This window comes from Paenibacillus sp. Soil750, assembly GCF_001428045.1.
GTDB lineage: Bacteria > Bacillota > Bacilli > Paenibacillales > NBRC-103111 > Paenibacillus_E > Paenibacillus_E allorhizoplanae.
The window spans coordinates 131,012-150,766 of record NZ_LMSD01000005.1 but is presented as its reverse complement, the minus strand read 5'-3'; the positions used below and the strand labels follow the sequence as shown (position 1 = coordinate 150,766).

Below are 19,755 nucleotides of genomic sequence, written 5' to 3'. Positions count from 1 at the left end.
AAGAAACCGATGAAACGTCTAAAAGTGATTACGATCTTCGGAACAAGACCTGAAGCTATCAAAATGGCTCCGCTCATTCTCGAGTTGGAGAAGCATCCTGAGCAGATTGAGTCTCTGGTATGCGTAACCGCACAACATCGTCAGATGTTGGACCAAGTGCTTGATATTTTCAAAATCACACCGAACTTTGATCTTAACGTTATGAAGGATCGCCAAACACTGAATGAGATTACGATGCGTGTGCTGCAAGGTTTGGAGCCTGTGTTCCAAGAAGCGAAGCCAGATCTAATTCTCGTGCATGGGGACACACTAACAACGTTCCTTGCCAGCTATGCAGCTTTCATGCAGCAGATCCAAGTAGGACACGTGGAAGCGGGTCTCCGTACGTGGAACAAATTGTCGCCATATCCAGAGGAAATGAATCGTCAATTAACGGGTGTTCTTGCTGATCTTCATTTTGCGCCAACACAGCAATCCGCAGAAAACCTGCGTAAAGAAAATAAATCAGAGTCCCAAATTTATGTGACGGGTAATACAGCCATAGACGTGTTTAAGTACACGGTGCAGGAGAAGTTCAATCACCCCGTGCTGGAATGGGCGGCAGGCCGCAGGTTGATCTTGATGACGGCTCATCGCCGGGAAGCTCAAGGTGAGCCGCATCGCCAAATATTCCGTGCCGTGAAACGTATCGCTGATGAGTTTGAGGATATTGCGATTGTTTACCCGGTTCATCCGAATCCGGTAGTTCTCGAGCCTGCTCATGAAATTCTAGGCAATCACCCACGCATCAAGCTGATCGATCCGCTTGACGTTTTTGAATTGCATAATTTCTATCCATATACGTACATGATTCTGACAGACTCTGGCGGTCTTCAAGAAGAGGCGCCGACCTTCGGTGTTCCAGCTCTCGTTCTTCGTGATACGACAGAGCGTCCAGAAGGCATCCAAGCAGGGACTTTAGAGCTAGTTGGTACGGATGAAGAAGTGGTCTACACACGTGCGCGCGCGCTACTGACAGATCCAGATCAGTACAATAAAATGAGCCAAGCTGCGAACCCTTACGGAGACGGAAAAGCGTCTGAACGCATTGTTCAAGCGATTCTTCATCACTTCGGTAGGACTACTGAACGCCCGGAATCTTTCTAACCGTGACAAAATCATGACAAACGCTACAGCGTACAGTTGGACTGTTCGGTTTGAAAAAGCGCAAACCCTAGAGCCGCAAGGCTCTAAGGAGTTTTGTGAGATGTGACAAATGAAGTTCCGTCAATTGACAAACTTAGCATGGCTTCGATACAATGAATGAGGATTCGTAGCAGATGAGCTACGAGACGCGTTTTCCCATGTGGAAAACACCCAGGAGGGTGCAATGAAACGGCCAAATTCCAATGATAATCCTTGGCGGGCAGTAGCGTTAACTAGTGCAATTGGCATAGACCTTGTCGTATGTTTGGCAGCCGGATATTTCTTCGGCGATTGGTTGAGTGGCGCACTAGGTGGACAGATCTGGTTGTTAGTCGGGTTTTTACTTGGGCTTGTAACCGGCATCATGAGCATTTACTTCATGATTAAGCGGTACGGAGGGCTATGATGGACGACTTTTCAGCCACTCTGAAAACGGTTCAAAATGTATTTCTTTTCTTTTTATCCTTTTGTTTGGCTGCATGGGCGCTTCTTGTCGATTACCGGATTTACGTTGCGGGGATAATGCTTGGAGCTTGTGCAAGTATGATCAATGCAAGGTTCTTAGCCTGGAAGATTAACAAGCTGGCAGCAGCTGCGATAGAGCAGTCAGGGCGCAAGGTAACCCTTGGCTTTCTGACAAGGGCAGCAATCGCGGGGTTTGTCGGTTTGATTGCCGTCAGGTATCCCGAACATGTTGCATTAACCACGACGATTGTTGGATACTTTTTTGCTCAATTGGCAACACTCGTACTGGGTATTCTTTCTATTAAGAAGTCAAAGAAGTAATTCCACGATGTAACTTCAACGGATGAAAGGGGTGAAAATGGAAAATATGGAACATCACGCGCCAATATATAATTGGTTTGGTATTGATTTCGATGCATCAGCACTACTGATGATCGGGATTACCACAGTTATCGTGTTAATTCTTGCTATTGCAGGAGCGAGCCGAGCATCCGTAACAAATCCTTCGAAACTTCAAAACTTCATGGAATGGACGATTGAGTTCGTAGAAGGCATTATTGGAAGCACGATCGGTTCCAAGCATGGCAAAGGTTTTATCGCACTTGGTCTTACGCTCATCATGTATATCTTTATCGGCAACATGCTCGGCCTTCCTTTCTCAATCGTGACGGAAGATCATGTATCTTGGTGGAAATCACCGACAGCTGATATCGCTGTTACAGGAGCACTAACGGTAGTTGTTATCGTACTAAGTCATTACTTAGGGATAACTCGTAACACGAAGCATTACTTCGCGCATTACTTTGAGTTCAAAGGGGCAATGTTGATCCTTCATTTAATTGAAGTTGTATCGAAGCCGCTTACGCTTGCGTTCCGTCTTTACGGTAACATTTATGCAGGTGAAATCATGATATCTGTCATTATTGGAGCAGGTTGGTTTGGAATTGCGCCTCTCTTCGTATGGCAGGGCTTCAGTGTGTTCGTAGGTGCGATTCAAGCCTTCGTATTCACGATGTTGACCATGGTTTATATCTCACAAACATTGATTCATGAAGAAAAGCACTAAGCATTAGACTTACCTCGGGAAGTCTCGAGTCACTTATAAAACAAACAAAACCTAAGAGTTTAGAGGAGGATTTTATCAATGGGAGCAATAGCATTAGTAGCAGCAGGTATCGTATTCGGTTTGGGAGCACTAGGTGCAGGTATTGGTAACGGTTTGATCGTAGGTCGTGCTTTGGAAGGTATTTCTCGTCAACCAGAACTTCGTGGTACGCTTCAAACAACAATGTTTATCGGGGTAGGTCTAGTTGAGGCAATGCCGGTCGTTGCATTGGTTCTTGCGTTCATCTTTATGGGAAAAGCTTAAGAAACCGCTTGGCGTTGATGGCCGAAGTCGCCACCACGCCTTCGTTTTGCCCATGTTATCAGAAGGGAGTGACGTTACTTGCATATTGAATGGTCCACATTTTGGATACAACTTGTCGCGTTTTTAATTTTATATTTGTTGCTTTCTAAATTTGCGTTCGGTCCTCTGTTCGGCATGATGGAGAAACGCAGACAATTGGTGAAAGACCAAATTCAAACAGCTGAAACTAGCCGTAAACAGGCAGAGCAACTGTTGGAGGAACAAAAGCAAGCGCTGCAACAAACTCGTAAGGAAGCTTACGACATCATTGAGCAAGCGAAGCACACAGGCTCCAAGCAAGCGGATGATATTATTCATGCAGCTAGTGCAGAAGCAAACCGTTTGAAAGACGAAGCGCTTAAAGATATCGAAAATGAGAAGAACAAAGCGGTTGCCGCTCTTCGCAGCCAAGTTGGCGCGATGTCCGTTCTGATCGCATCCAAAATTATTGAGAAACAAATCGACGAAAAGTCACAAGAAGAACTTGTTGAGCATTACCTCAAAGAGGTAGGAGGCAACGTATGAGTGACATCGTCGTAGCGAAGCGTTATGCCAAAGCTTTATTCGAAGTAGCGAAGGAAAAGAATATTATTTCCCAAGTTGAAGATGAGCTTAAATCTGTAGCTAGTGCGATTAGGGATAATGCAGACTTGCAGAAGTTCCTGAACCATCCGAACATCGGGAATACCGCTAAAACGGACCTGCTGAAGCAGATTTTCGAAGGCAAAGTTTCCGAACCGGTGTGGAACACGCTGCTTGTCTTGATTGATAAAGGTAGACAGTCCATTGTTTCTGCTTTGGCGAACGATTATGCCAAAGTTGCAAATGAAGCGCTTGGTCAAGCGAGTGCGACTGTATACTCTGCATACGTACTTTCGGATGCACAACAAGCTGAGATAGCTTCACATTTCAGTAAAGTAACTGGTAAAACGATCCGTGTTTCGTCTGTAGTTGAGCCTAAGCTGCTCGGCGGCATTCAAGTACGTATCGGTGATCGTTTATATGATGGAAGCTTGGCAGGCAAACTTGATCGTTTGGCCAAAGCGTTAGTTTAATATAACCACTGTAAGAATAGGGGTGAAGTTCGTTGAGTATCAAACCTGAAGAAATCAGCTCATTGATTAAACAACAGATCGAAAACTATAATTCCGATATCCAAGTAGTTGATGTAGGTACAGTCATTCAAGTAGGTGACGGTATTGCTCGTGCTCACGGCTTGGAAAACGTTATGGCAGGCGAGCTGCTTGAGTTCCCGAGCGGCGTACTAGGCTATGCTTTTAACCTTGAGGAAAGCAACGTAGGTATCGTTATTCTTGGACCTTACCGTGATATTCGCGAAGGAGACCAAGTTAAACGTACAGGCCGTATCATGGAGGTTCCAGTTGGTGAAGAACTTCTAGGTCGTGTAGTTAACTCCTTGGGTCAACCTGTCGATGGCAGAGGTCCAATCAACACAACAGCATTCCGCCCTGTAGAGAACATGGCTCCAGGCGTAATGGCTCGTAAATCCGTACATGAACCAATGCAAACAGGTATTAAAGCGATTGACGCTATGGTACCAGTTGGCCGTGGTCAACGTGAGTTGATCATTGGTGACCGTCAAACAGGTAAAACGGCGATTGCGATCGACGCAATCATCAACCAAAAAGGCAATGGCGTTAAATGTATCTACGTTGCAATTGGTCAAAAACAATCCACAGTTGTAGGTGTTGTTGAAACCCTTCGTGCTGCTGGTGCGCTTGACTACACAATCGTAGTAACAGCTTCCGCTTCCGAGCCTTCACCGATGCTATGGTTAGCTCCATACTCCGGTTGTGCTATGGCTGAGTACTTCATGTACAAAGGCGAGCACGTTCTTATCGTATACGATGACTTGTCCAAACAAGCTGCCGCATACCGTGAGTTGTCCCTCTTGCTCCGTCGTCCACCAGGTCGTGAAGCTTATCCAGGGGACGTATTCTACTTGCACTCCCGTTTGCTAGAGCGTGCTGCGAAATTGAACGATGAGCTAGGTGGCGGTTCCATTACGGCGCTTCCATTCATCGAGACACAAGCAGGCGACATCTCAGCTTACATTCCAACGAACGTAATTTCCATCACCGATGGTCAAATCTTCTTGGAATCCGATTTGTTCTACTCCGGTCAGCGTCCAGCGGTTAACGTTGGTAACTCTGTATCCCGTGTAGGGGGCTCCGCTCAAACGAAAGCGATGAAAAAAGTTGCGGGTACACTTCGTGTGGATTTGGCACAATATCGTGAGCTTGCTGCGTTTGCCGCATTCGGATCCGATTTGGATAGAGCGACTAAAGCTCGTTTGGATCGTGGGGTTCGTACGCTTGAAATCTTGAAACAAGGCGTTCACCAACCAATGTCTTTGGAGAAGCAAGTTGCTTCCCTATACACGGTTGTCAAAGGTCATGTGGATGATATTCCAGTTCAAGACGTAACGCGTTTCGAAGCACAATTCTTGGCTTTCTTGGAATCTAACCGTCCTGAAGTTTTGAATAGCATTCGTGATACGAAAGATATTACTGCGGATAACGATAAAGCATTGGTTGACGCAATCAATACATTTAAAAAGAGCTTTGCTGTTTCTGAATAAATCATGAAGGAAGAGCTTCATGTCAAGTGAAGCTCTTGCTACCATGTGAATCCTGGGCAGGCGGACGCCTGAATTCAGGTCTTCGAATGAAGGCTTTTTAAGCCTCAAAAGAGAGGTGAGCAGGTATGGCAAAAGGAATGCGCGAGATTAAGCGCCAAATTAAATCCACACAAAGCACGAAGCAAATCACGAGAGCAATGGAAATGGTTGCAGCAGCTAACTTACGTAGAGCACAGCAATCAGCGGAAGCGGCACGTCCGTACTCCGAGAAGTTGAAAGAAGTGGTTGCAAGCATTGCAGCTGGCACTAAAGGCGTGAAGCACCCGATGCTACAGTCACGTGAAGTGAAGAAAACGGCCTATTTGGTCATTACTTCCGATCGTGGTCTAGCTGGTGGTTACAATGCCAACGTGTTGCGTAAAGCAATGACTGAAATTCGTGAAAATCATAAATCAACAGCTGAGTACTCCGTCTTCGTAATCGGACGTAAAGGAAGCAATTTCTTCTCGAAACGAAATATTCCGATTGTTGAAGAAGTAACCGGTGTTCCGGATACGCCTAAATTCTCGGATATTAAGCCTGTTGCAACAGCAGCGGTTGCTAATTTCGTTAACGGTACGTATGACCAACTGTTCCTGATTTACAACAAGTTCCAAAACGCGATTACCCAAATTCCAACCATGATTCGTCTGCTTCCTATGGAAGATGTATCCGGCGTGGCTGCAGCTAGCTATGAGTATGAGCCGTCACCGGAAGGCGTTCTGGAAGTACTGCTCCCTAAATATGCTGAGACGCTTATTTACAGTGCTGTTCTGGAAGGTAAAGCAAGTGAGTTTGGCGCGAGAATGACAGCGATGAACTCCGCTACGAAGAATGCAACGAAGATGATCAGCAGCTACACATTGGCTTACAACCGTGCACGCCAAGCTTCGATTACGCAAGAAATTTCGGAAATCGTCGCTGGAGCAAACGCGAACGCATAATGATAAACGGTCTCGATGGAGACACAAGCTTTACTTAGGAGGGAAACCATGAGCAAAGGGCGCGTTGTGAATATTACAGGGCCTGTCGTCGACATTGAGTTCGAACGCGGACAACTCCCTGAAATTCTGAATGCAATCAAAATTGAAAGAACCGAAGGTGGACAACAGTCCACTATGACGGTTGAAGCGGCTGTTCACCTTGGTGACAACCTCGTACGTTGCGTAGCAATGTCCTCAACAGATGGACTTGTACGTGGTGCCGTTGCAACAGATACTGGCGCAGCGATTACTGTACCGGTTGGTGCAGCAACACTAGGTCGTGTATTTAACGTATTGGGCGATCCGATCGATGGTATCGAAACGGTTGACCGTACATTTACTAGCCCGATCCACAAAGAAGCTCCTGCATTCGACAACTTGTCGACAAAATCAGAGATTCTTGAAACAGGTATCAAAGTTATTGACTTGATGGCTCCTTATGCAAAAGGTGGTAAAATTGGTCTCTTCGGTGGTGCCGGCGTAGGTAAAACGGTAACGATGCAAGAGCTAATTCACAACATTGCACAAGAGCACGGCGGTATCTCCGTATTTGCGGGCGTTGGTGAGCGTACTCGTGAAGGTAATGACCTTTACCACGAGATGAAAGACTCCGGCGTTATTGCAAAAACAGCGATGGTATTCGGTCAAATGAACGAGCCTCCAGGCGCGCGTCTTCGCGTAGCTTTGTCCGGTTTGACAATGGCTGAGTATTTCCGTGACGAAGAAGGAAGAGACGTTCTTCTTTTCATCGATAACATCTTCCGTTTCACACAAGCAGGTTCCGAGGTTTCCGCTTTGTTAGGCCGTATGCCTTCAGCGGTAGGTTACCAACCAACCCTAGCGACAGAAATGGGTCAATTGCAAGAGCGTATTACCTCCACGAAAAAAGGTTCCGTTACTTCCATTCAAGCGATTTACGTTCCTGCCGATGACTATACGGATCCGGCTCCAGCAACGGCTTTCGCTCACTTGGACGCAACAACGAACTTGGAGCGTAGCATCGCGGCTGCAGGTATTTTCCCTGCGGTAGATCCACTAGCATCATCTTCCCGTGTTTTAACACCAGAAATCGTTGGTGAAGAGCACTATAAAGTAGCACAAGGCGTTAAACAAATTCTTCAACGTTACAAAGAGCTTCTGGATATCATCGCGATCTTGGGTATGGATGAGTTGTCTGATGAGGACAAATTGGTCGTTACTCGTGCGCGTCGTCTTCGTCTGTTCTTGTCTCAGCCGCTTCACGTTGCTGAGCCGTTCAACGGATTCCCAGGCTTGTATGTACCAATGAAAGATACCGTGCGCAGCTTCAAAGAAGTTCTTGAAGGTAAGCACGACAACCTTCCTGAAGTAGCTTTCCACAACGTTGGAACGATCGAGGACGCTATCGAGAAAGCAAAAACACTGTAAGCTTGGCATCTTGCTAAGATCAGCTTTTGCTAAACTCTAAGGAAGGAGAATCCAAGTGAGTACATTCCTACTGGAAATTGTAACACCGGAGCGCAAAGTGTACGCTGAACAAGTTGACATGGTTAGCGTGAAGGGTGCTGAAGGGGAGCTTGGAATTCTGCCGAATCACATTCCATTGGTCACTCCACTTAGAATTGCTCCGATTACTGTGAAGAAAGCGGGCTCCAAAGACGAAGTCATCGCAGTGAACGGCGGTTTCATGGAAGTGCGCAAGGATAAGGTGGTTATTTTGGCGGAAAGCGCCGAGCTGCCTGAACAAATTGATATCGATCGTGCGAGAGCAGCGAAAGAGCGTGCGGAGAAACGTCTTGCAGAAACGAAGCAAGATAACGTAGATTTCAAACGTGCTGAAGCTTCCTTACAAAGAGCATTAAATCGTATCGGTGTGTCCGGGAAATAAATAGATGAAATAAAGCGGGGGAACTTCGGTTCTTCCGCTTTTTTGCTTTGAAATGGCGAAGAAAAAAGCTGCCCCTCTCGGAGGAGAGGAACAGCTCGTTGATAATTTCCTTTTTAAGCATGATGCCAGACTGTGGATTCTCCTGTTTTAGGGCATGGAGGGAACGTTTGACCTGCAACTAGCTCGATGCTTTGCCCATCGGCATCGCGATAGCGGCCGGTTTCGGTAACCTTGTCATTGGTTCTATGTTGGTGATTAGCGTTCGATGCATTTGCCATAAGAAATCATTCCTTTCGCTTATCAAAATAGGAAATTTGGACAAGACTAGAATGCCCAGTGAATAGTATTACCCACTTCTGTGAAATGCTACTCATATATGAAAAGAATTAATGTCGACGCCCAAACCCCTTTTTGTTATACTAATAAAGGTGATTATTACCAAAACTATCGAGATCGTAAGGAATGCAAATAAGAAATGGAGGCGGTTACATTCACATGATGTATACAAATAACTATGTAATCGTAGCGGTTTTTCTAGGGTTAGGTATTTTCCTTCCCATAGCAGCGCTGACGATTGGCAAATGGTTAAGACCGAGTAAACCCATCGATGAGAAGTATACGACGTATGAGAGTGGGAACGAACCTGTAGGTGAGGGACAAATCCGGTTTAACATTCGATATTATTTGTACGCTTTGATGTTTGTCATCTTTGATGTGGAGACCGTATTCCTCTATCCGTGGGCAGTTGCCTTTAATCAGCTTGGATTATTCGCATTAGTTGAAATGTGTATTTTTGTAGCCTTGCTTGCCATAGGATTAATATACGCTTGGAAGAAGAAGGTGCTGCGATGGACTTCAGTCTAGAATCAATCTCTCCCGAGGAACGGGAAGAAATAAACCGTAATGTATTTATGACAACACTGGAGCAGGTAAAAGCTTGGGCTCGCAGTAATTCGCTTTGGCCATTAACCTTTGGCTTGGCTTGTTGTGCAATCGAAATGATGGGAACAGGCGGTTCTCACTATGATTTAGACCGATTCGGAGTCATCTTCCGTACGTCACCAAGGCAATCAGATGTCATGATTGTTGCAGGGACAGTTACGAAGAAAATGGCTCCTTTGTTGCGCCGACTTTATGAACAAATGCCTGAACCGAAGTGGGTTATCGCGATGGGATCCTGTGCAACAGCAGGCGGACCGTATGTGAAATCGTATTCGGTCGTGAAGGGTGTCGACCAAATCGTACCAGTGGACGTGTATATCCCAGGTTGTCCGCCGAATCCAGCTGCGCTGATCTATGGCATCAATAAGCTTCAAGAGAAGATTCGTTATGAAGCGAAGACTGGGAAGCAGGTGATCAATCGATGAGCGAGGAGAACAAGCCGGAAGAAACCACGGTTCCGACTCCTCCTGTTGGTGAGGATGGAAAAGAGGAAGGCAAAGTGGTAGGCAGCGAGCCCGCTAAAGCGGGGAGCCCACCGGTTGAGAACAAAACGGAAGTTGTGGAAACGAATCCGAAGGTAGGAAGCTCGGAGAGCCAAGCAGAAGTCAGCGAGCCGCCTGCTGGCGCAAGCACGCCAGCCGTCACCGACGCGGCGGCAGAGCGCGCCGCGGCAAGAGCCGCGCGCCTCGCAGCGCGCGCGGCCACAGAGGCGGGCGAGCCTGCGCCCGCCGGAGCAGCAACGCCAGCGTCTGCAGACGCTGGCACTGACGAAGAGAAGGCGGCCAAAGCCCAGGCCGCCGCAGAAGCCCGTGCCGCGCGAGCCGCAGCACGCGGAGCGAAGCCCGAATCGGCGGATCCAGCCGCGCCGAAGGAGCCTTCACCGAACCAGCCGCTGCTGGACCGGCTGGTCGCGATCCTGAAGGCCGAGGCAGGCGAAGACGCCGTCGTCGAAGCTTTCATCAACGAGAGGGACGCGCATCGTCCTTACGTCATCATTCACAGCTCGCGCTGGCCGCAGGCCGCGCTGACGCTTCGTGATCACGTAGAACTGCGCTGCGATTACTTGCGCAATCTCTCCGGTGTAGACCAAGAAACGCACCTTGAGGTGGCGTATCATCTGCTTTCCCTCACACACAAGCATGAGTATTGTGTGAAGGTGAAGACAGACCGTGAGCAACCTAGCATACCTTCGGTAGCTGATGTCTGGCCGACGGCCAACTGGAACGAGCGCGAAGCCTTTGACCTTTTCGGCATCGACTTCCCTGGCCACCCGAACTTAGTACGGATCATGATGCCTGATGATTGGGTGGGTCATCCACTGCGCAAAGACTACGAACCGCTTGACCCGGAGGTGTAGCACGTGTTACGGACAGAAGAGCTCCTGTTAAACGTTGGTCCTCAGCATCCCAGTACACACGGCGTTTTCCGCGTGATTGTAAAGCTGGATGGTGAAGTCATTCGAGAAGCCATACCCGTTATGGGTTACTTACATAGAGGAACAGAGAAATTGGCTGAGAACCTCAGCTATACCCAAATCATCCCGTATACAGACCGAATGGATTATGTATCGGCGATGACGACCAACTACGCGTTAGTTAACGCTGTAGAGAGAATGATGCAACTCGAAGTGCCCGAACGAGCGGAATTTCTTCGCTTAATCGTGATGGAGCTGCAACGGATCGCCTCACACATGGTGTGGTGGGGAACCTACCTGCTGGATATCGGTGCAATGAGCCCGTTCTTGTATGCGTTCCGTGACCGTGAAATCATTATCGATCTCTTCAACGAACTGTGTGGCGCGCGTTTAACATACAACTACATGCGTGTAGGTGGCGTGAAGTGGGACGCACCAGACGGTTGGATCGAGAAGGTACGGAAATTCGTGCCGTATATGTACGGCAAATTAGAAGAATATCACACGCTTGTCACTGGAAATGAGATATTCCTGTCACGGATTAAGGGTGTAGGCAAATATGACGCTGAGACAGCCATTGCGTATGGCCTTAGCGGGGCTAACCTGCGTTGTACGGGTGTTGACTGGGATATTCGCAAAACGCAGCCCTACAGCCTGTACAGCCGCTTCCAGTTCGATGTGCCTGTGCGCAGTGGCGGGGATTGCTATGACCGTTATTTGATACGTATGGAAGAAATCAAACAATCCCTTCGCATCCTGGAACAAGCCTTAGACGTGTTCCCTGAGGGTGGCGAAACGATGGGCAAAGTGCCTAGAGTCATTCGCCCGCCAGAAGGCGAAATTTACGCAGCAATTGAGTCTCCACGTGGGGAAATAGGCTGTCATATTATTTCCCGAGGTAAGCAAGAACCGTACCGTTTGAAATTTCGCAGACCGTCCTTCGTGAATCTGCAAATCCTGCCCAAGCTTCTGGTTGGGGAATCGATGACCAATCTAATTACGATTCTGGGCGGCATCGATATTGTCGTTGGGGAGGTGGATGCCTAATGGTCAATTTATTGGAGGAGAGTCTGACATGGACGAACTTCTTCGTATTCCTATTCTGGGGCATCGTGATGCTCATGCTCGTGTTGGGGTTCGTTACCTATGCGATCTACTTCGAGCGTAAGGTCATCGGCTGGATGCAGCTGCGGATCGGACCGAACCGGACAGGACCTTTTGGGCTGCTGCAAAGCGTCGCCGACGTATTCAAGCTTCTCATTAAGGAAGATACGATCCCTAAGAAAGCTGAGCGTGAGCTTTTCATACTCGCACCAATCATTACTTTTATCCCGTCCTTTACGATCATTGCGACCATTCCGTTCTCGGATCGGATGTTTGGTGCCAATTTGAATGTGGGATTGCTTTATTACGTGGCACTGACAGGGATCTCAACCATCGGAATTATTCTAGGCGGTTGGGCATCCAACAATAAATATGCGTTGCTGGGCGGCATGCGTTCGGCAGCTCAAATGATTAGTTATGAAGTTCCGTTAGTTATTTCGGTTGTTGGTGTAATTATGATGACGGGCAGCCTGAATCTGCATACGATTGTTGATCATCAAACAGGCGGTTTCTGGCACTGGAATTTCATTCCGCAGATCCTGGGTTTCATTATTTTCGTGATTGCAGGTGTGTCGGAGCTTAATCGTACGCCGTTTGACTTGCCAGAAGCAGAATCTGAGCTCGTTGCGGGCTATCATGTGGAATACAGCGGTTTCCGCTTCGCTTTCTTCATGCTATCCGAGTATGTGTACGTCTTCGTCATTGCTTCACTGGTGAGTCTGATTTTCCTTGGTGGATGGCATGCGCCATTCGGATTCCTTGATTTCATACCAGGCGTTATCTGGTTCCTGTTGAAATTCTCATCGGTCGTGTTCTTCCTCTTCTGGCTGCGGGCGACACTGCCACGTGTTCGAATTGATCAATTGATGGGGTTCGGCTGGAAAGTGCTGCTTCCACTGGCACTCGTCAACATGCTGGTGACGGCGATTATCATGACCATCTTCTAAACAAGCAAGAAAGCTGATCTTGGTCGGATCTTCCTCCGCAAAACTTTAAGTCCATGCTTTCGAAGTTAGTTTTGCTAACGCAAAACTTGAAGGAGTTGAAACACATGAAGGGCATTATGAAAGGTTTAGGCTTCACGTTCAAGCATTTGACTGAGAAGAAAGTAACGTACGCATACCCGGAAGTTCCGATTAAAATGCCGGATCGTTTTCGTGGTATTCAATATTTTGATCCCGAGAAATGCATTGTGTGCAATCAATGTGCGCGTGTGTGCCCGACGGAGTGTATTACGTTAACTGGAAAAGCGAACCCAGACCCTGAGAAAAAGGGGAAGGTCATTGATACGTATGACATCAACTTCGAAATTTGTATCCTGTGCGACCTGTGCACAGAAGTGTGTCCGACAGAAGCCATCGTGATGACGAATAATTTTGAGCTCAGCAGCTATAGTCGGGATGATTTGTTCAAAAATATGGAGTGGCTGAGCAACAACACCCAAAACATTCGTCAAGAGAACAATTCTGCGATGCCTAAAGGGGGCGCGAAGAAAGATGTTTAGTGGACTCGGCGATTTCTTATCCAGCGGTACGAGTTGGGCGTTCTTCATTTTCGCGTTGCTCGCGATCGGCGGGGCGATCTTTATGATCTCTTTTACGAAAGTCGTGCACATGGTTGTTGCAGTAGCTCTCACGTTTATCAGCTTGGCTGGCCTGTATGTCATCCTTGAAGCAGAGTTTGTCGCTTTCGTGCAGGTCTTGATTTATGCCGGTGCTATCTCCATTCTGATGATTTTCGGCATTATGATGACGAAGCATAGACAGGGTGAAGACGAGGGACTTAAACGTCCATGGCATGAAGGATTGGCCATTCTTGGCGCTGTGGGATTGTTCGGCGTGTTGTTCTATGCGATTCAGAAATCGACCTTCGTCTCTTCGGGGACATTGGATGCTGGCAAGGATAATACGCTCGAAATCGGAAAGCTGCTGTATAACGTACATGTCATTCCCTTCGAAATCATGTCCGTACTGCTGACGGTAGCGTTCATCGGTGCCATCGTAGTCGCGAAGAGAGAGGAGGATTAGCGTTGGGTAACTTAATTACTCCTTATCTTACATTAGCGGCGATCCTATTCTGCATTGGACTGTACGGTGCATTAACGAAGAAAAACGGAGTCATTGTCTTGCTTTCCATCGAGCTTATGCTCAATGCGGTGAATTTGAATTTGATTGCCTTCTCGAAACTAGGAGATCACCCAGCATTGACGGGGCATATCTTCTCCCTCTTTAACATTACGATTGCAGCTGCAGAGGCGGCTGTGGGGATTGCGATATTGATCACGATTTACCGAAATAAAGGCACCGTTGAAGTGACAGATTTGGATTCTATGAAGCGCTAGGAGGCTAACAAGGCTATGGTATCGGACTATTCACAGTACGCCTGGCTCATTCCATTGTTTCCGTTGCTTGCTTTTCTAGCGCTTACGGCAATGGGGCGTCAACTGAAAGATTTAGGGATTTACATTAGCATTTTTGCGATGCTGCTTTCGTTTATTGTGGCTTTGCTCATTTTTGTGGAGCGAATTGGCGGCAATGTTGAGGATTTTACATGGGATAAAATGAATTGGCTGCAAGTGGGCGATTTTACGCTGAAAATGGGGTTTGAGGTCACCAATCTAAACTCCCTGATGCTCGTCATCGTCACGCTGGTTTCGCTGCTAGTGAACATTTATTCCAAAGGCTACATGAAAGGCGACGAGCGTATTCACGTGTTTTTCGGTTATATTGCGCTGTTCTCTTTCTCCATGCTAGGTCTTGTAATTTCTGAAAATATGCTGGAGCTTTACATCTTCTGGGAGCTAGTAGGGGTATGTTCCTTCTTGCTTGTCGGATTCTGGTACTTCAAGCCAGAGGCGAAGGCTGCCGCCAAAAAGGCATTCATCGTCACCCGCATCGGGGATGTGGGCCTATTCATCGCGATCCTGCTGTTGTATCTCTACATGCCAGGGCACGCGCTAGATTTCACATCGATACATAATGCCTTCACCACGGGCAAAATCGACCCTACGATCGTCACGTGGATCGCTGTTCTGATTTTCATCGGGGCGATGGGTAAATCCGGGCAATTCCCGCTGCACACATGGTTACCTGATGCCATGGAAGGGCCAACGCCGATCTCGGCGCTAATCCATGCTGCAACGATGGTTGCTGCTGGGGTGTATCTTGTGGCACGGACGTTCGACATTTTCCATGCTTCACCGGATGCGTTGATGGTCGTTGCTTATGTCGGTGGGTTCACCGCCATTTTTGCAGCAACAATCGGTGTTGCACAGAACGATATTAAGCGGATTCTCGCTTACTCGACGGTGAGTCAACTCGGTTATATGATGATGGCGCTAGGGATTGGCGTTTCAATTACGTCAGGAATGTTCCACTTGTTTACACATGCCTTCTTCAAAGCGCTGCTCTTCTTGGGTGCAGGTAGTGTGATTCACGCGGTACATACGCAGAACATCAATGAAATGGGCGGTTTATCCCGCAAAATGAAAATTACAACCTGGACCTTCGCGATCGGAACGCTGGCATTAGCCGGTATCTTCCCATTCGCAGGTTTCTGGTCGAAGGATATGATTCTCACCGAAGCTTTCGAGCATAATCAGCTTCTGTTCTGGGTCGGTGTGATTGCGGCATTCTTCACCGCTTTCTATATGTCACGCCTGTTCTTCCTCGTGTTTATGGGCTCGCCTAGACCGAAAGCAGTGGCTTCGGAGGATCACGATGATCATGAGCATGATCACGCGCATGAGCCGCACGAATCACCGGCTTCCATGACGACACCGCTTATCGTGCTTGCTGTGCTTGCTGTAGTTGCAGGCTTCGTGAATACACCATTCAACGAATGGCTGGGTCACTGGCTGACAGGGCAGGAGCATGAGGAGACGGCCAATTGGACGGTTATTATTTTGTCTACGTTAGCTGGATTGTTAGGAATTGGACTGGGTTATCTGATGTACCTCAAACGCACGATCCCTCGGGACATTATTTCGGGTAAAGTGCCTTGGTTATACACGTTGCTTAACCGTAAATATTTCATTGATGAAATCTATGATGTCATTGTAGTCAAACCGCTTCGGGGTCTAGGCTATATCCTGGAATTGATTGATATTTACATTATTGACGGGATTGTACGCTTAGTTGCTTTCACCGTGGTTAGTCTTGGACGCTTAGGCTCCCGACTCCAAAATGGTCAACTGCAGTCCTACGGGGTCATCATGCTGCTCGGGATGCTGATTCTGGCACTTGCCATTGCAGGAAGGAGGTTCATACATGCCGGCTAACTTACCCATTCTTAGTATGATTGCCTTCTCACCTCTGCTTGGTGTGCTCGTCCTGCTCTTCCTTCGGGGTGATCGTGGACGTCTGATCAAAACGGTAGGTATCGTCACGACGCTGATTCCGCTGATTTTGGCGGCATGGCTGTATGTGGACTATAACTATCAAGGGGATCCACTACAGTACAAAGAACAGCTCGATTGGATCAAAGTCCCTTTAAACCACGAGGGTATTCAACAAATTACACAATTCTTCTTCGAGTTTAAATATTCGTTAGCTGTCGATGGCATTTCGTTGCCGCTCGTCTTTCTAACGGCGCTGATTTCGTCGATGGCCGCATTAGCGTCTGTTTACATCAAGAAACGATGGAAAACGTATTTCATTTTGTTCCTCTTGCTAGAAACGGGGATGTTCGGTGTATTCATGGCACAGGATCTCTTCTTGTTCTTCCTGTTCTTCGAAATTACACTCGTGCCGATGTTCTTCTTGATCGGAATTTGGGGGTATATGAACCGAGAGCAAGCGGCAAACCGCTTCTTGCTGTATAACGGTCTTGGCTCAGCAATTATGCTGATTGCCTTCCTTATTCTAGTTACGACTGCAGGATTTAACCAAGATCCATCGCAGACAGAGGCTATCATTTACTACAGCGGCGACATTCATACGATTGCACACAATCTATTGCAGGCCCCTGAGGCTTATGTGAATCAGAGCGGTACGCCATTCTTTATGAGTCAAAACATGAAATGGACCGTGTTCATCATGCTGCTGGTCGCTTTCGGGATCAAGCTGCCGATCTTCCCGTTCCATACGTGGATGCTGAAAGTACATACAGAGGCTCCGCCTGCTGTTGTTATGATTCACTCCGGGATTTTGCTCAAAATGGGGGCCTACGGCCTTATCCGTTTCGGCATTCTGTTCTTCCCGGCGGAAGCTCAGCAATGGGCGTGGGTGCTCGCGCTCCTCGGTGTCATTAACATCGTGTACGGCGCGCTGCTCGCGATGGTCCAGAAGGACTTCAAACTCGTGCTCGCCTACTCGAGTATCAGCCACATGGGCATCGTCCTGTTGGGACTTGCTGCATTCAACATTGCAGGTCTGCAAGGCGCCGTGTTCCAGCTGATCTCACACGGTCTGATTTCAGCCCTGATGTTCTTGCTCGTCGGCAGCATCTACGAGCGAACCGAAACCACACAGCTCGATCGCTTGGGCGGTCTCGCTCGCAATATCCCCTTCATCAGCGGTATTCTGCTGATTGGGGGCATGGCCTCGCTCGGATTGCCAGGCTTATCCGGCTTCATCAGTGAGTTCCTCGCGTTCGTCGGACTCTTTGAAACCCACCGTGTGTACGCGATTGTCGGTACACTGGGTATTATCTTCGCAGCGGTTTACGTGCTGCGTGGGGTACTGAACATCACGTTCGGCCCTAAGCAGCCGAGCTTACTGCAGCAAGGGATGCGCGACGCGCGTCTCATCGAGGCTGTGCCGATGATTACCTTGGTCGCGTTCATTCTCTTGCTGGGCGTGTACCCAAGCGTGCTGAGTCAGCCGCTTCAACAAACCATTGGCAGCTTGGATCAATTGATCCATAGCGTAGCCGGGAAGATAGGAGGTTAGTCCAGTGGAACAGATTAGACTCCATGCTAGTGATTTATCGTATCTGCTCCCTGAGCTTGCGCTGGTTGCTACCGCGATCATCCTATCTCTCTTGGATTTGGTTCTGCCGAACCGATTCAGTCGTTCGCTTATCGGATGGTTGACCCTGGTCGGCATCGGGATTTCTGCCGTGTTCGTTGTCTTGCAGCTGAATCCGGACGAAGCGATTCAACTCTTGAATCAAAGCTATCGCGTTGACGACTTCTCGAACTTACTTAAATTATGTACCCTTGTCGGTACGGGACTCATCGTCTTTATGAGCTTAGGCTTCGTGAAAGAGGATAGCATCCCGCATGTCGGAGAGTATTATTACTTCTATTTGCCTGCAGCGCTAGGGGCTATGATCATGTCGTCTTCGGGTGATTTGATTACACTCTATGTCGGGTTGGAATTGCTGAGTATCACTTCTTACCTCATGGTAGCTATGAAGAAGAAAGACAAGAAATCCAATGAAGGAGCATTCAAATACTTGGTAATGGGAGGTATCTCATCCGCGATTATCCTGTATGGCATGTCCTTCCTGTACGGGATGGTAGGTTCTGCGAATCTGCAAGAGATTGGCGCAGCCCTTCCTACATTGGTAACATCGTACGAGCCGCTGCTCTACGTTGCTTTCTTCTTACTGCTGGCAGGATTCGGTTTCAAAATTGCCGCCGCACCTTTCCACAGCTGGGCGCCAGATGTTTATGAAGGTGCGCCAACACCGGTTACGGCATTTTTGGCTGTCGTGTCCAAAGCGGCCGGATTCGCCATCTTGTTCCGTGTCTTCTATGTCTTGTTCGGATTCAGCGACTTCGGAGAGAGTAAATTGCAATCTGATGTATTCCTAGCGATCTCCGTTATGGCGGCTATTGCGATGGTAGTGGGGAATTTCATTGCGCTGAAGCAAACGAATATGAAAAGGCTACTCGCCTATTCGGGAATTGCCAATGCAGGTTATCTGCTCGTTCCGATTGGAACGTACTTTTCGGCCACGCATTATGCTAATTTCTCGGAATTCATATTCTACTTAATCGCGTATATGTTTATGAACATCGGAGCTTTCGCTGTATTGATGATTATCGAGCAGGCTGAAGGTCATACCGAAGCCAAAGGCTTCGCGGGTCTGTACTATCGCGCACCTTTAACAGCTGTGGCGATGGTATTGATTATTCTTTCCTTAGCTGGTATCCCGTTATCAGGCGGATTTTTCGGTAAGCTCTACATTATTTTAGGAACGATGCAGACGCAGCAATACTGGCTTGGTGCTCTAATGATCGCAACCAGCGTTGTTTCGTTCTACTACTATTTCAGCATCGTGCGTCAAATGTTCATGCGCAGCGATTACGAGCCAGCCGCGATCAAAGTGTCCGTGCCGTTAGGCATAACCGTTTGGTTATGTGCGCTAATCAGCGTAGCGCTTGGTGTGGTTCCGCACTTGGTACTGAAAGGCATCGAGAGCGTCTTTACTTTGACGAAGGATTTTATCATCCAATAATCTGTACCCTAAGCAGCCTTTCCTACGTAAATGTAGGGAGGGCTTTTTTTCATCTCATTTCCCCGGAAATAAAGGCGAATAGGTCCGATGACCCAATATTTACATTATTTAGATGAGCTACGGGCAACTCCCAGAAAATACTTTAAAAAATATTTACTAAGATCTGAACTTTTTGCGAAGATGAACCGTTATAGGTATCGAGAAGATGTTTAATATGGTATAGATATATGAGAAAACTTTTTTCGAGGCGCCTCGAAGATGAGCGACCGCTATTCCACCCCACAAAGTGACGATAAGCTTCGAAGCAAAGTCCGATTACTTTATGGGGACCCCAGGAGA

General features: G+C 47.8%; 23 protein-coding genes. 22 read left to right on the top strand and 1 reads right to left on the bottom strand.

The features are described 5' to 3' along the window. Positions 1 to 9 precede the first annotated feature (9 nt). The 11 genes from wecB to ASL11_RS07135 all read left to right on the top strand — a co-directional run bounded on the left by wecB (position 10) and on the right by ASL11_RS07135 (position 8,549). Positions 10 to 1,146: a non-hydrolyzing UDP-N-acetylglucosamine 2-epimerase gene (gene wecB / locus ASL11_RS07185; protein ID WP_056611693.1), complete on the top strand. Its 1,137-nt coding sequence runs from the start codon at positions 10 to 12 to the stop codon at positions 1,144 to 1,146. A 223-nt stretch (positions 1,147 to 1,369) separates the two neighbouring features. Continuing rightward, a complete protein-coding gene (locus tag ASL11_RS07180; RefSeq protein ID WP_056611689.1) occupies positions 1,370 to 1,591 on the top strand; it encodes an AtpZ/AtpI family protein in 222 nt (73 codons plus the stop codon). Continuing rightward, a complete protein-coding gene (locus ASL11_RS07175; RefSeq protein WP_056611685.1) occupies positions 1,591 to 1,971 on the top strand; it encodes an ATP synthase subunit I in 381 nt (126 codons plus the stop codon). Before ASL11_RS07180 ends, ASL11_RS07175 begins: the two co-directional genes overlap by 1 nt. A 37-nt stretch (positions 1,972 to 2,008) precedes the next feature. Then, entirely contained in the window at positions 2,009 to 2,716 is a 708-nt protein-coding gene (gene atpB, locus ASL11_RS07170; protein ID WP_310501116.1) for a F0F1 ATP synthase subunit A, read from the top strand. A 78-nt stretch (positions 2,717 to 2,794) separates the two neighbouring features. Beyond that, a complete protein-coding gene (gene atpE, locus ASL11_RS07165; RefSeq protein WP_028556930.1) occupies positions 2,795 to 3,019 on the top strand; it encodes a F0F1 ATP synthase subunit C in 225 nt (74 codons plus the stop codon). A gap of 78 nt (positions 3,020 to 3,097) precedes the next feature. Continuing rightward, on the top strand, positions 3,098 to 3,583 hold the full coding sequence (atpF, locus tag ASL11_RS07160; RefSeq protein ID WP_056611682.1) for a F0F1 ATP synthase subunit B: 486 nt from the start codon (positions 3,098 to 3,100) through the stop codon (positions 3,581 to 3,583). Continuing rightward, entirely contained in the window at positions 3,580 to 4,113 is a 534-nt protein-coding gene (locus ASL11_RS07155) for a F0F1 ATP synthase subunit delta (protein WP_056611679.1), read from the top strand. Before atpF ends, ASL11_RS07155 begins: the two co-directional genes overlap by 4 nt. Positions 4,114 to 4,145: 32 nt before the next feature. Continuing rightward, positions 4,146 to 5,660: a F0F1 ATP synthase subunit alpha gene (gene atpA, locus ASL11_RS07150; protein ID WP_056611676.1), complete on the top strand. Its 1,515-nt coding sequence runs from the start codon at positions 4,146 to 4,148 to the stop codon at positions 5,658 to 5,660. 125 nt (positions 5,661 to 5,785) lie between these two features. Beyond that, a complete protein-coding gene (atpG, locus tag ASL11_RS07145; protein WP_029195659.1) occupies positions 5,786 to 6,643 on the top strand; it encodes an ATP synthase F1 subunit gamma in 858 nt (285 codons plus the stop codon). A gap of 48 nt (positions 6,644 to 6,691) precedes the next feature. Then, the gene (gene atpD, locus ASL11_RS07140) at positions 6,692 to 8,089 is read left to right on the top strand and encodes a F0F1 ATP synthase subunit beta (RefSeq protein WP_056611673.1); all 1,398 of its coding nucleotides are present in this window, start codon (positions 6,692 to 6,694) and stop codon (positions 8,087 to 8,089) included. A 55-nt stretch (positions 8,090 to 8,144) separates the two neighbouring features. Next, complete coding sequence (locus tag ASL11_RS07135) at positions 8,145 to 8,549, top strand: F0F1 ATP synthase subunit epsilon (RefSeq protein WP_056611670.1); 405 nt, start codon at positions 8,145 to 8,147, stop codon at positions 8,547 to 8,549. A gap of 113 nt (positions 8,550 to 8,662) precedes the next feature. Here ASL11_RS07135 and ASL11_RS36335 read toward each other — a convergent pair whose 3' ends face one another. Beyond that, entirely contained in the window at positions 8,663 to 8,827 is a 165-nt protein-coding gene (locus tag ASL11_RS36335) for a hypothetical protein (protein WP_157256841.1), read from the bottom strand. A gap of 220 nt (positions 8,828 to 9,047) precedes the next feature. Here ASL11_RS36335 and ASL11_RS07130 point away from each other — a divergent pair, with 220 nt between their 5' ends. The 11 genes from ASL11_RS07130 to ASL11_RS07080 all read left to right on the top strand — a co-directional run bounded on the left by ASL11_RS07130 (position 9,048) and on the right by ASL11_RS07080 (position 19,416). Continuing rightward, on the top strand, positions 9,048 to 9,413 hold the full coding sequence (locus ASL11_RS07130; protein WP_056611827.1) for an NADH-quinone oxidoreductase subunit A: 366 nt from the start codon (positions 9,048 to 9,050) through the stop codon (positions 9,411 to 9,413). Further along, complete coding sequence (locus ASL11_RS07125; RefSeq protein WP_056611667.1) at positions 9,398 to 9,916, top strand: NuoB/complex I 20 kDa subunit family protein; 519 nt, start codon at positions 9,398 to 9,400, stop codon at positions 9,914 to 9,916. The genes ASL11_RS07130 and ASL11_RS07125 overlap by 16 nt, the downstream gene beginning before the upstream one ends. Next, positions 9,913 to 10,848 (top strand): NADH-quinone oxidoreductase subunit C, encoded by a 936-nt coding sequence (locus ASL11_RS07120; protein ID WP_082595310.1) that lies wholly within the window; start codon positions 9,913 to 9,915, stop codon positions 10,846 to 10,848. The genes ASL11_RS07125 and ASL11_RS07120 overlap by 4 nt, the downstream gene beginning before the upstream one ends. A 3-nt stretch (positions 10,849 to 10,851) precedes the next feature. Continuing rightward, positions 10,852 to 11,952: an NADH-quinone oxidoreductase subunit D gene (locus ASL11_RS07115; protein WP_056611664.1), complete on the top strand. Its 1,101-nt coding sequence runs from the start codon at positions 10,852 to 10,854 to the stop codon at positions 11,950 to 11,952. After that, the gene (gene nuoH / locus ASL11_RS07110) at positions 11,952 to 12,956 is read left to right on the top strand and encodes an NADH-quinone oxidoreductase subunit NuoH (RefSeq protein WP_056611661.1); all 1,005 of its coding nucleotides are present in this window, start codon (positions 11,952 to 11,954) and stop codon (positions 12,954 to 12,956) included. The genes ASL11_RS07115 and nuoH overlap by 1 nt, the downstream gene beginning before the upstream one ends. 104 nt (positions 12,957 to 13,060) lie before the next feature. After that, the gene (gene nuoI / locus ASL11_RS07105; protein WP_056611658.1) at positions 13,061 to 13,513 is read left to right on the top strand and encodes an NADH-quinone oxidoreductase subunit NuoI; all 453 of its coding nucleotides are present in this window, start codon (positions 13,061 to 13,063) and stop codon (positions 13,511 to 13,513) included. After that, a complete protein-coding gene (locus ASL11_RS07100; protein WP_056611655.1) occupies positions 13,506 to 14,036 on the top strand; it encodes an NADH-quinone oxidoreductase subunit J in 531 nt (176 codons plus the stop codon). Before nuoI ends, ASL11_RS07100 begins: the two co-directional genes overlap by 8 nt. A gap of 2 nt (positions 14,037 to 14,038) precedes the next feature. Continuing rightward, the gene (gene nuoK, locus ASL11_RS07095; RefSeq protein ID WP_056611652.1) at positions 14,039 to 14,350 is read left to right on the top strand and encodes an NADH-quinone oxidoreductase subunit NuoK; all 312 of its coding nucleotides are present in this window, start codon (positions 14,039 to 14,041) and stop codon (positions 14,348 to 14,350) included. Between the two features lie 15 nt (positions 14,351 to 14,365). After that, the gene (nuoL, locus tag ASL11_RS07090) at positions 14,366 to 16,288 is read left to right on the top strand and encodes an NADH-quinone oxidoreductase subunit L (RefSeq protein ID WP_056611649.1); all 1,923 of its coding nucleotides are present in this window, start codon (positions 14,366 to 14,368) and stop codon (positions 16,286 to 16,288) included. After that, positions 16,278 to 17,900 (top strand): complex I subunit 4 family protein, encoded by a 1,623-nt coding sequence (locus ASL11_RS07085; RefSeq protein WP_056611647.1) that lies wholly within the window; start codon positions 16,278 to 16,280, stop codon positions 17,898 to 17,900. The genes nuoL and ASL11_RS07085 overlap by 11 nt, the downstream gene beginning before the upstream one ends. 4 nt (positions 17,901 to 17,904) lie before the next feature. Continuing rightward, positions 17,905 to 19,416 carry an NADH-quinone oxidoreductase subunit N gene (locus ASL11_RS07080; protein WP_056611644.1) on the top strand — a complete coding sequence of 504 codons (1,512 nt, stop codon included), beginning with the start codon at positions 17,905 to 17,907 and terminating at the stop codon, positions 19,414 to 19,416. The last annotated feature ends 339 nt before the right edge of the window (positions 19,417 to 19,755 follow it).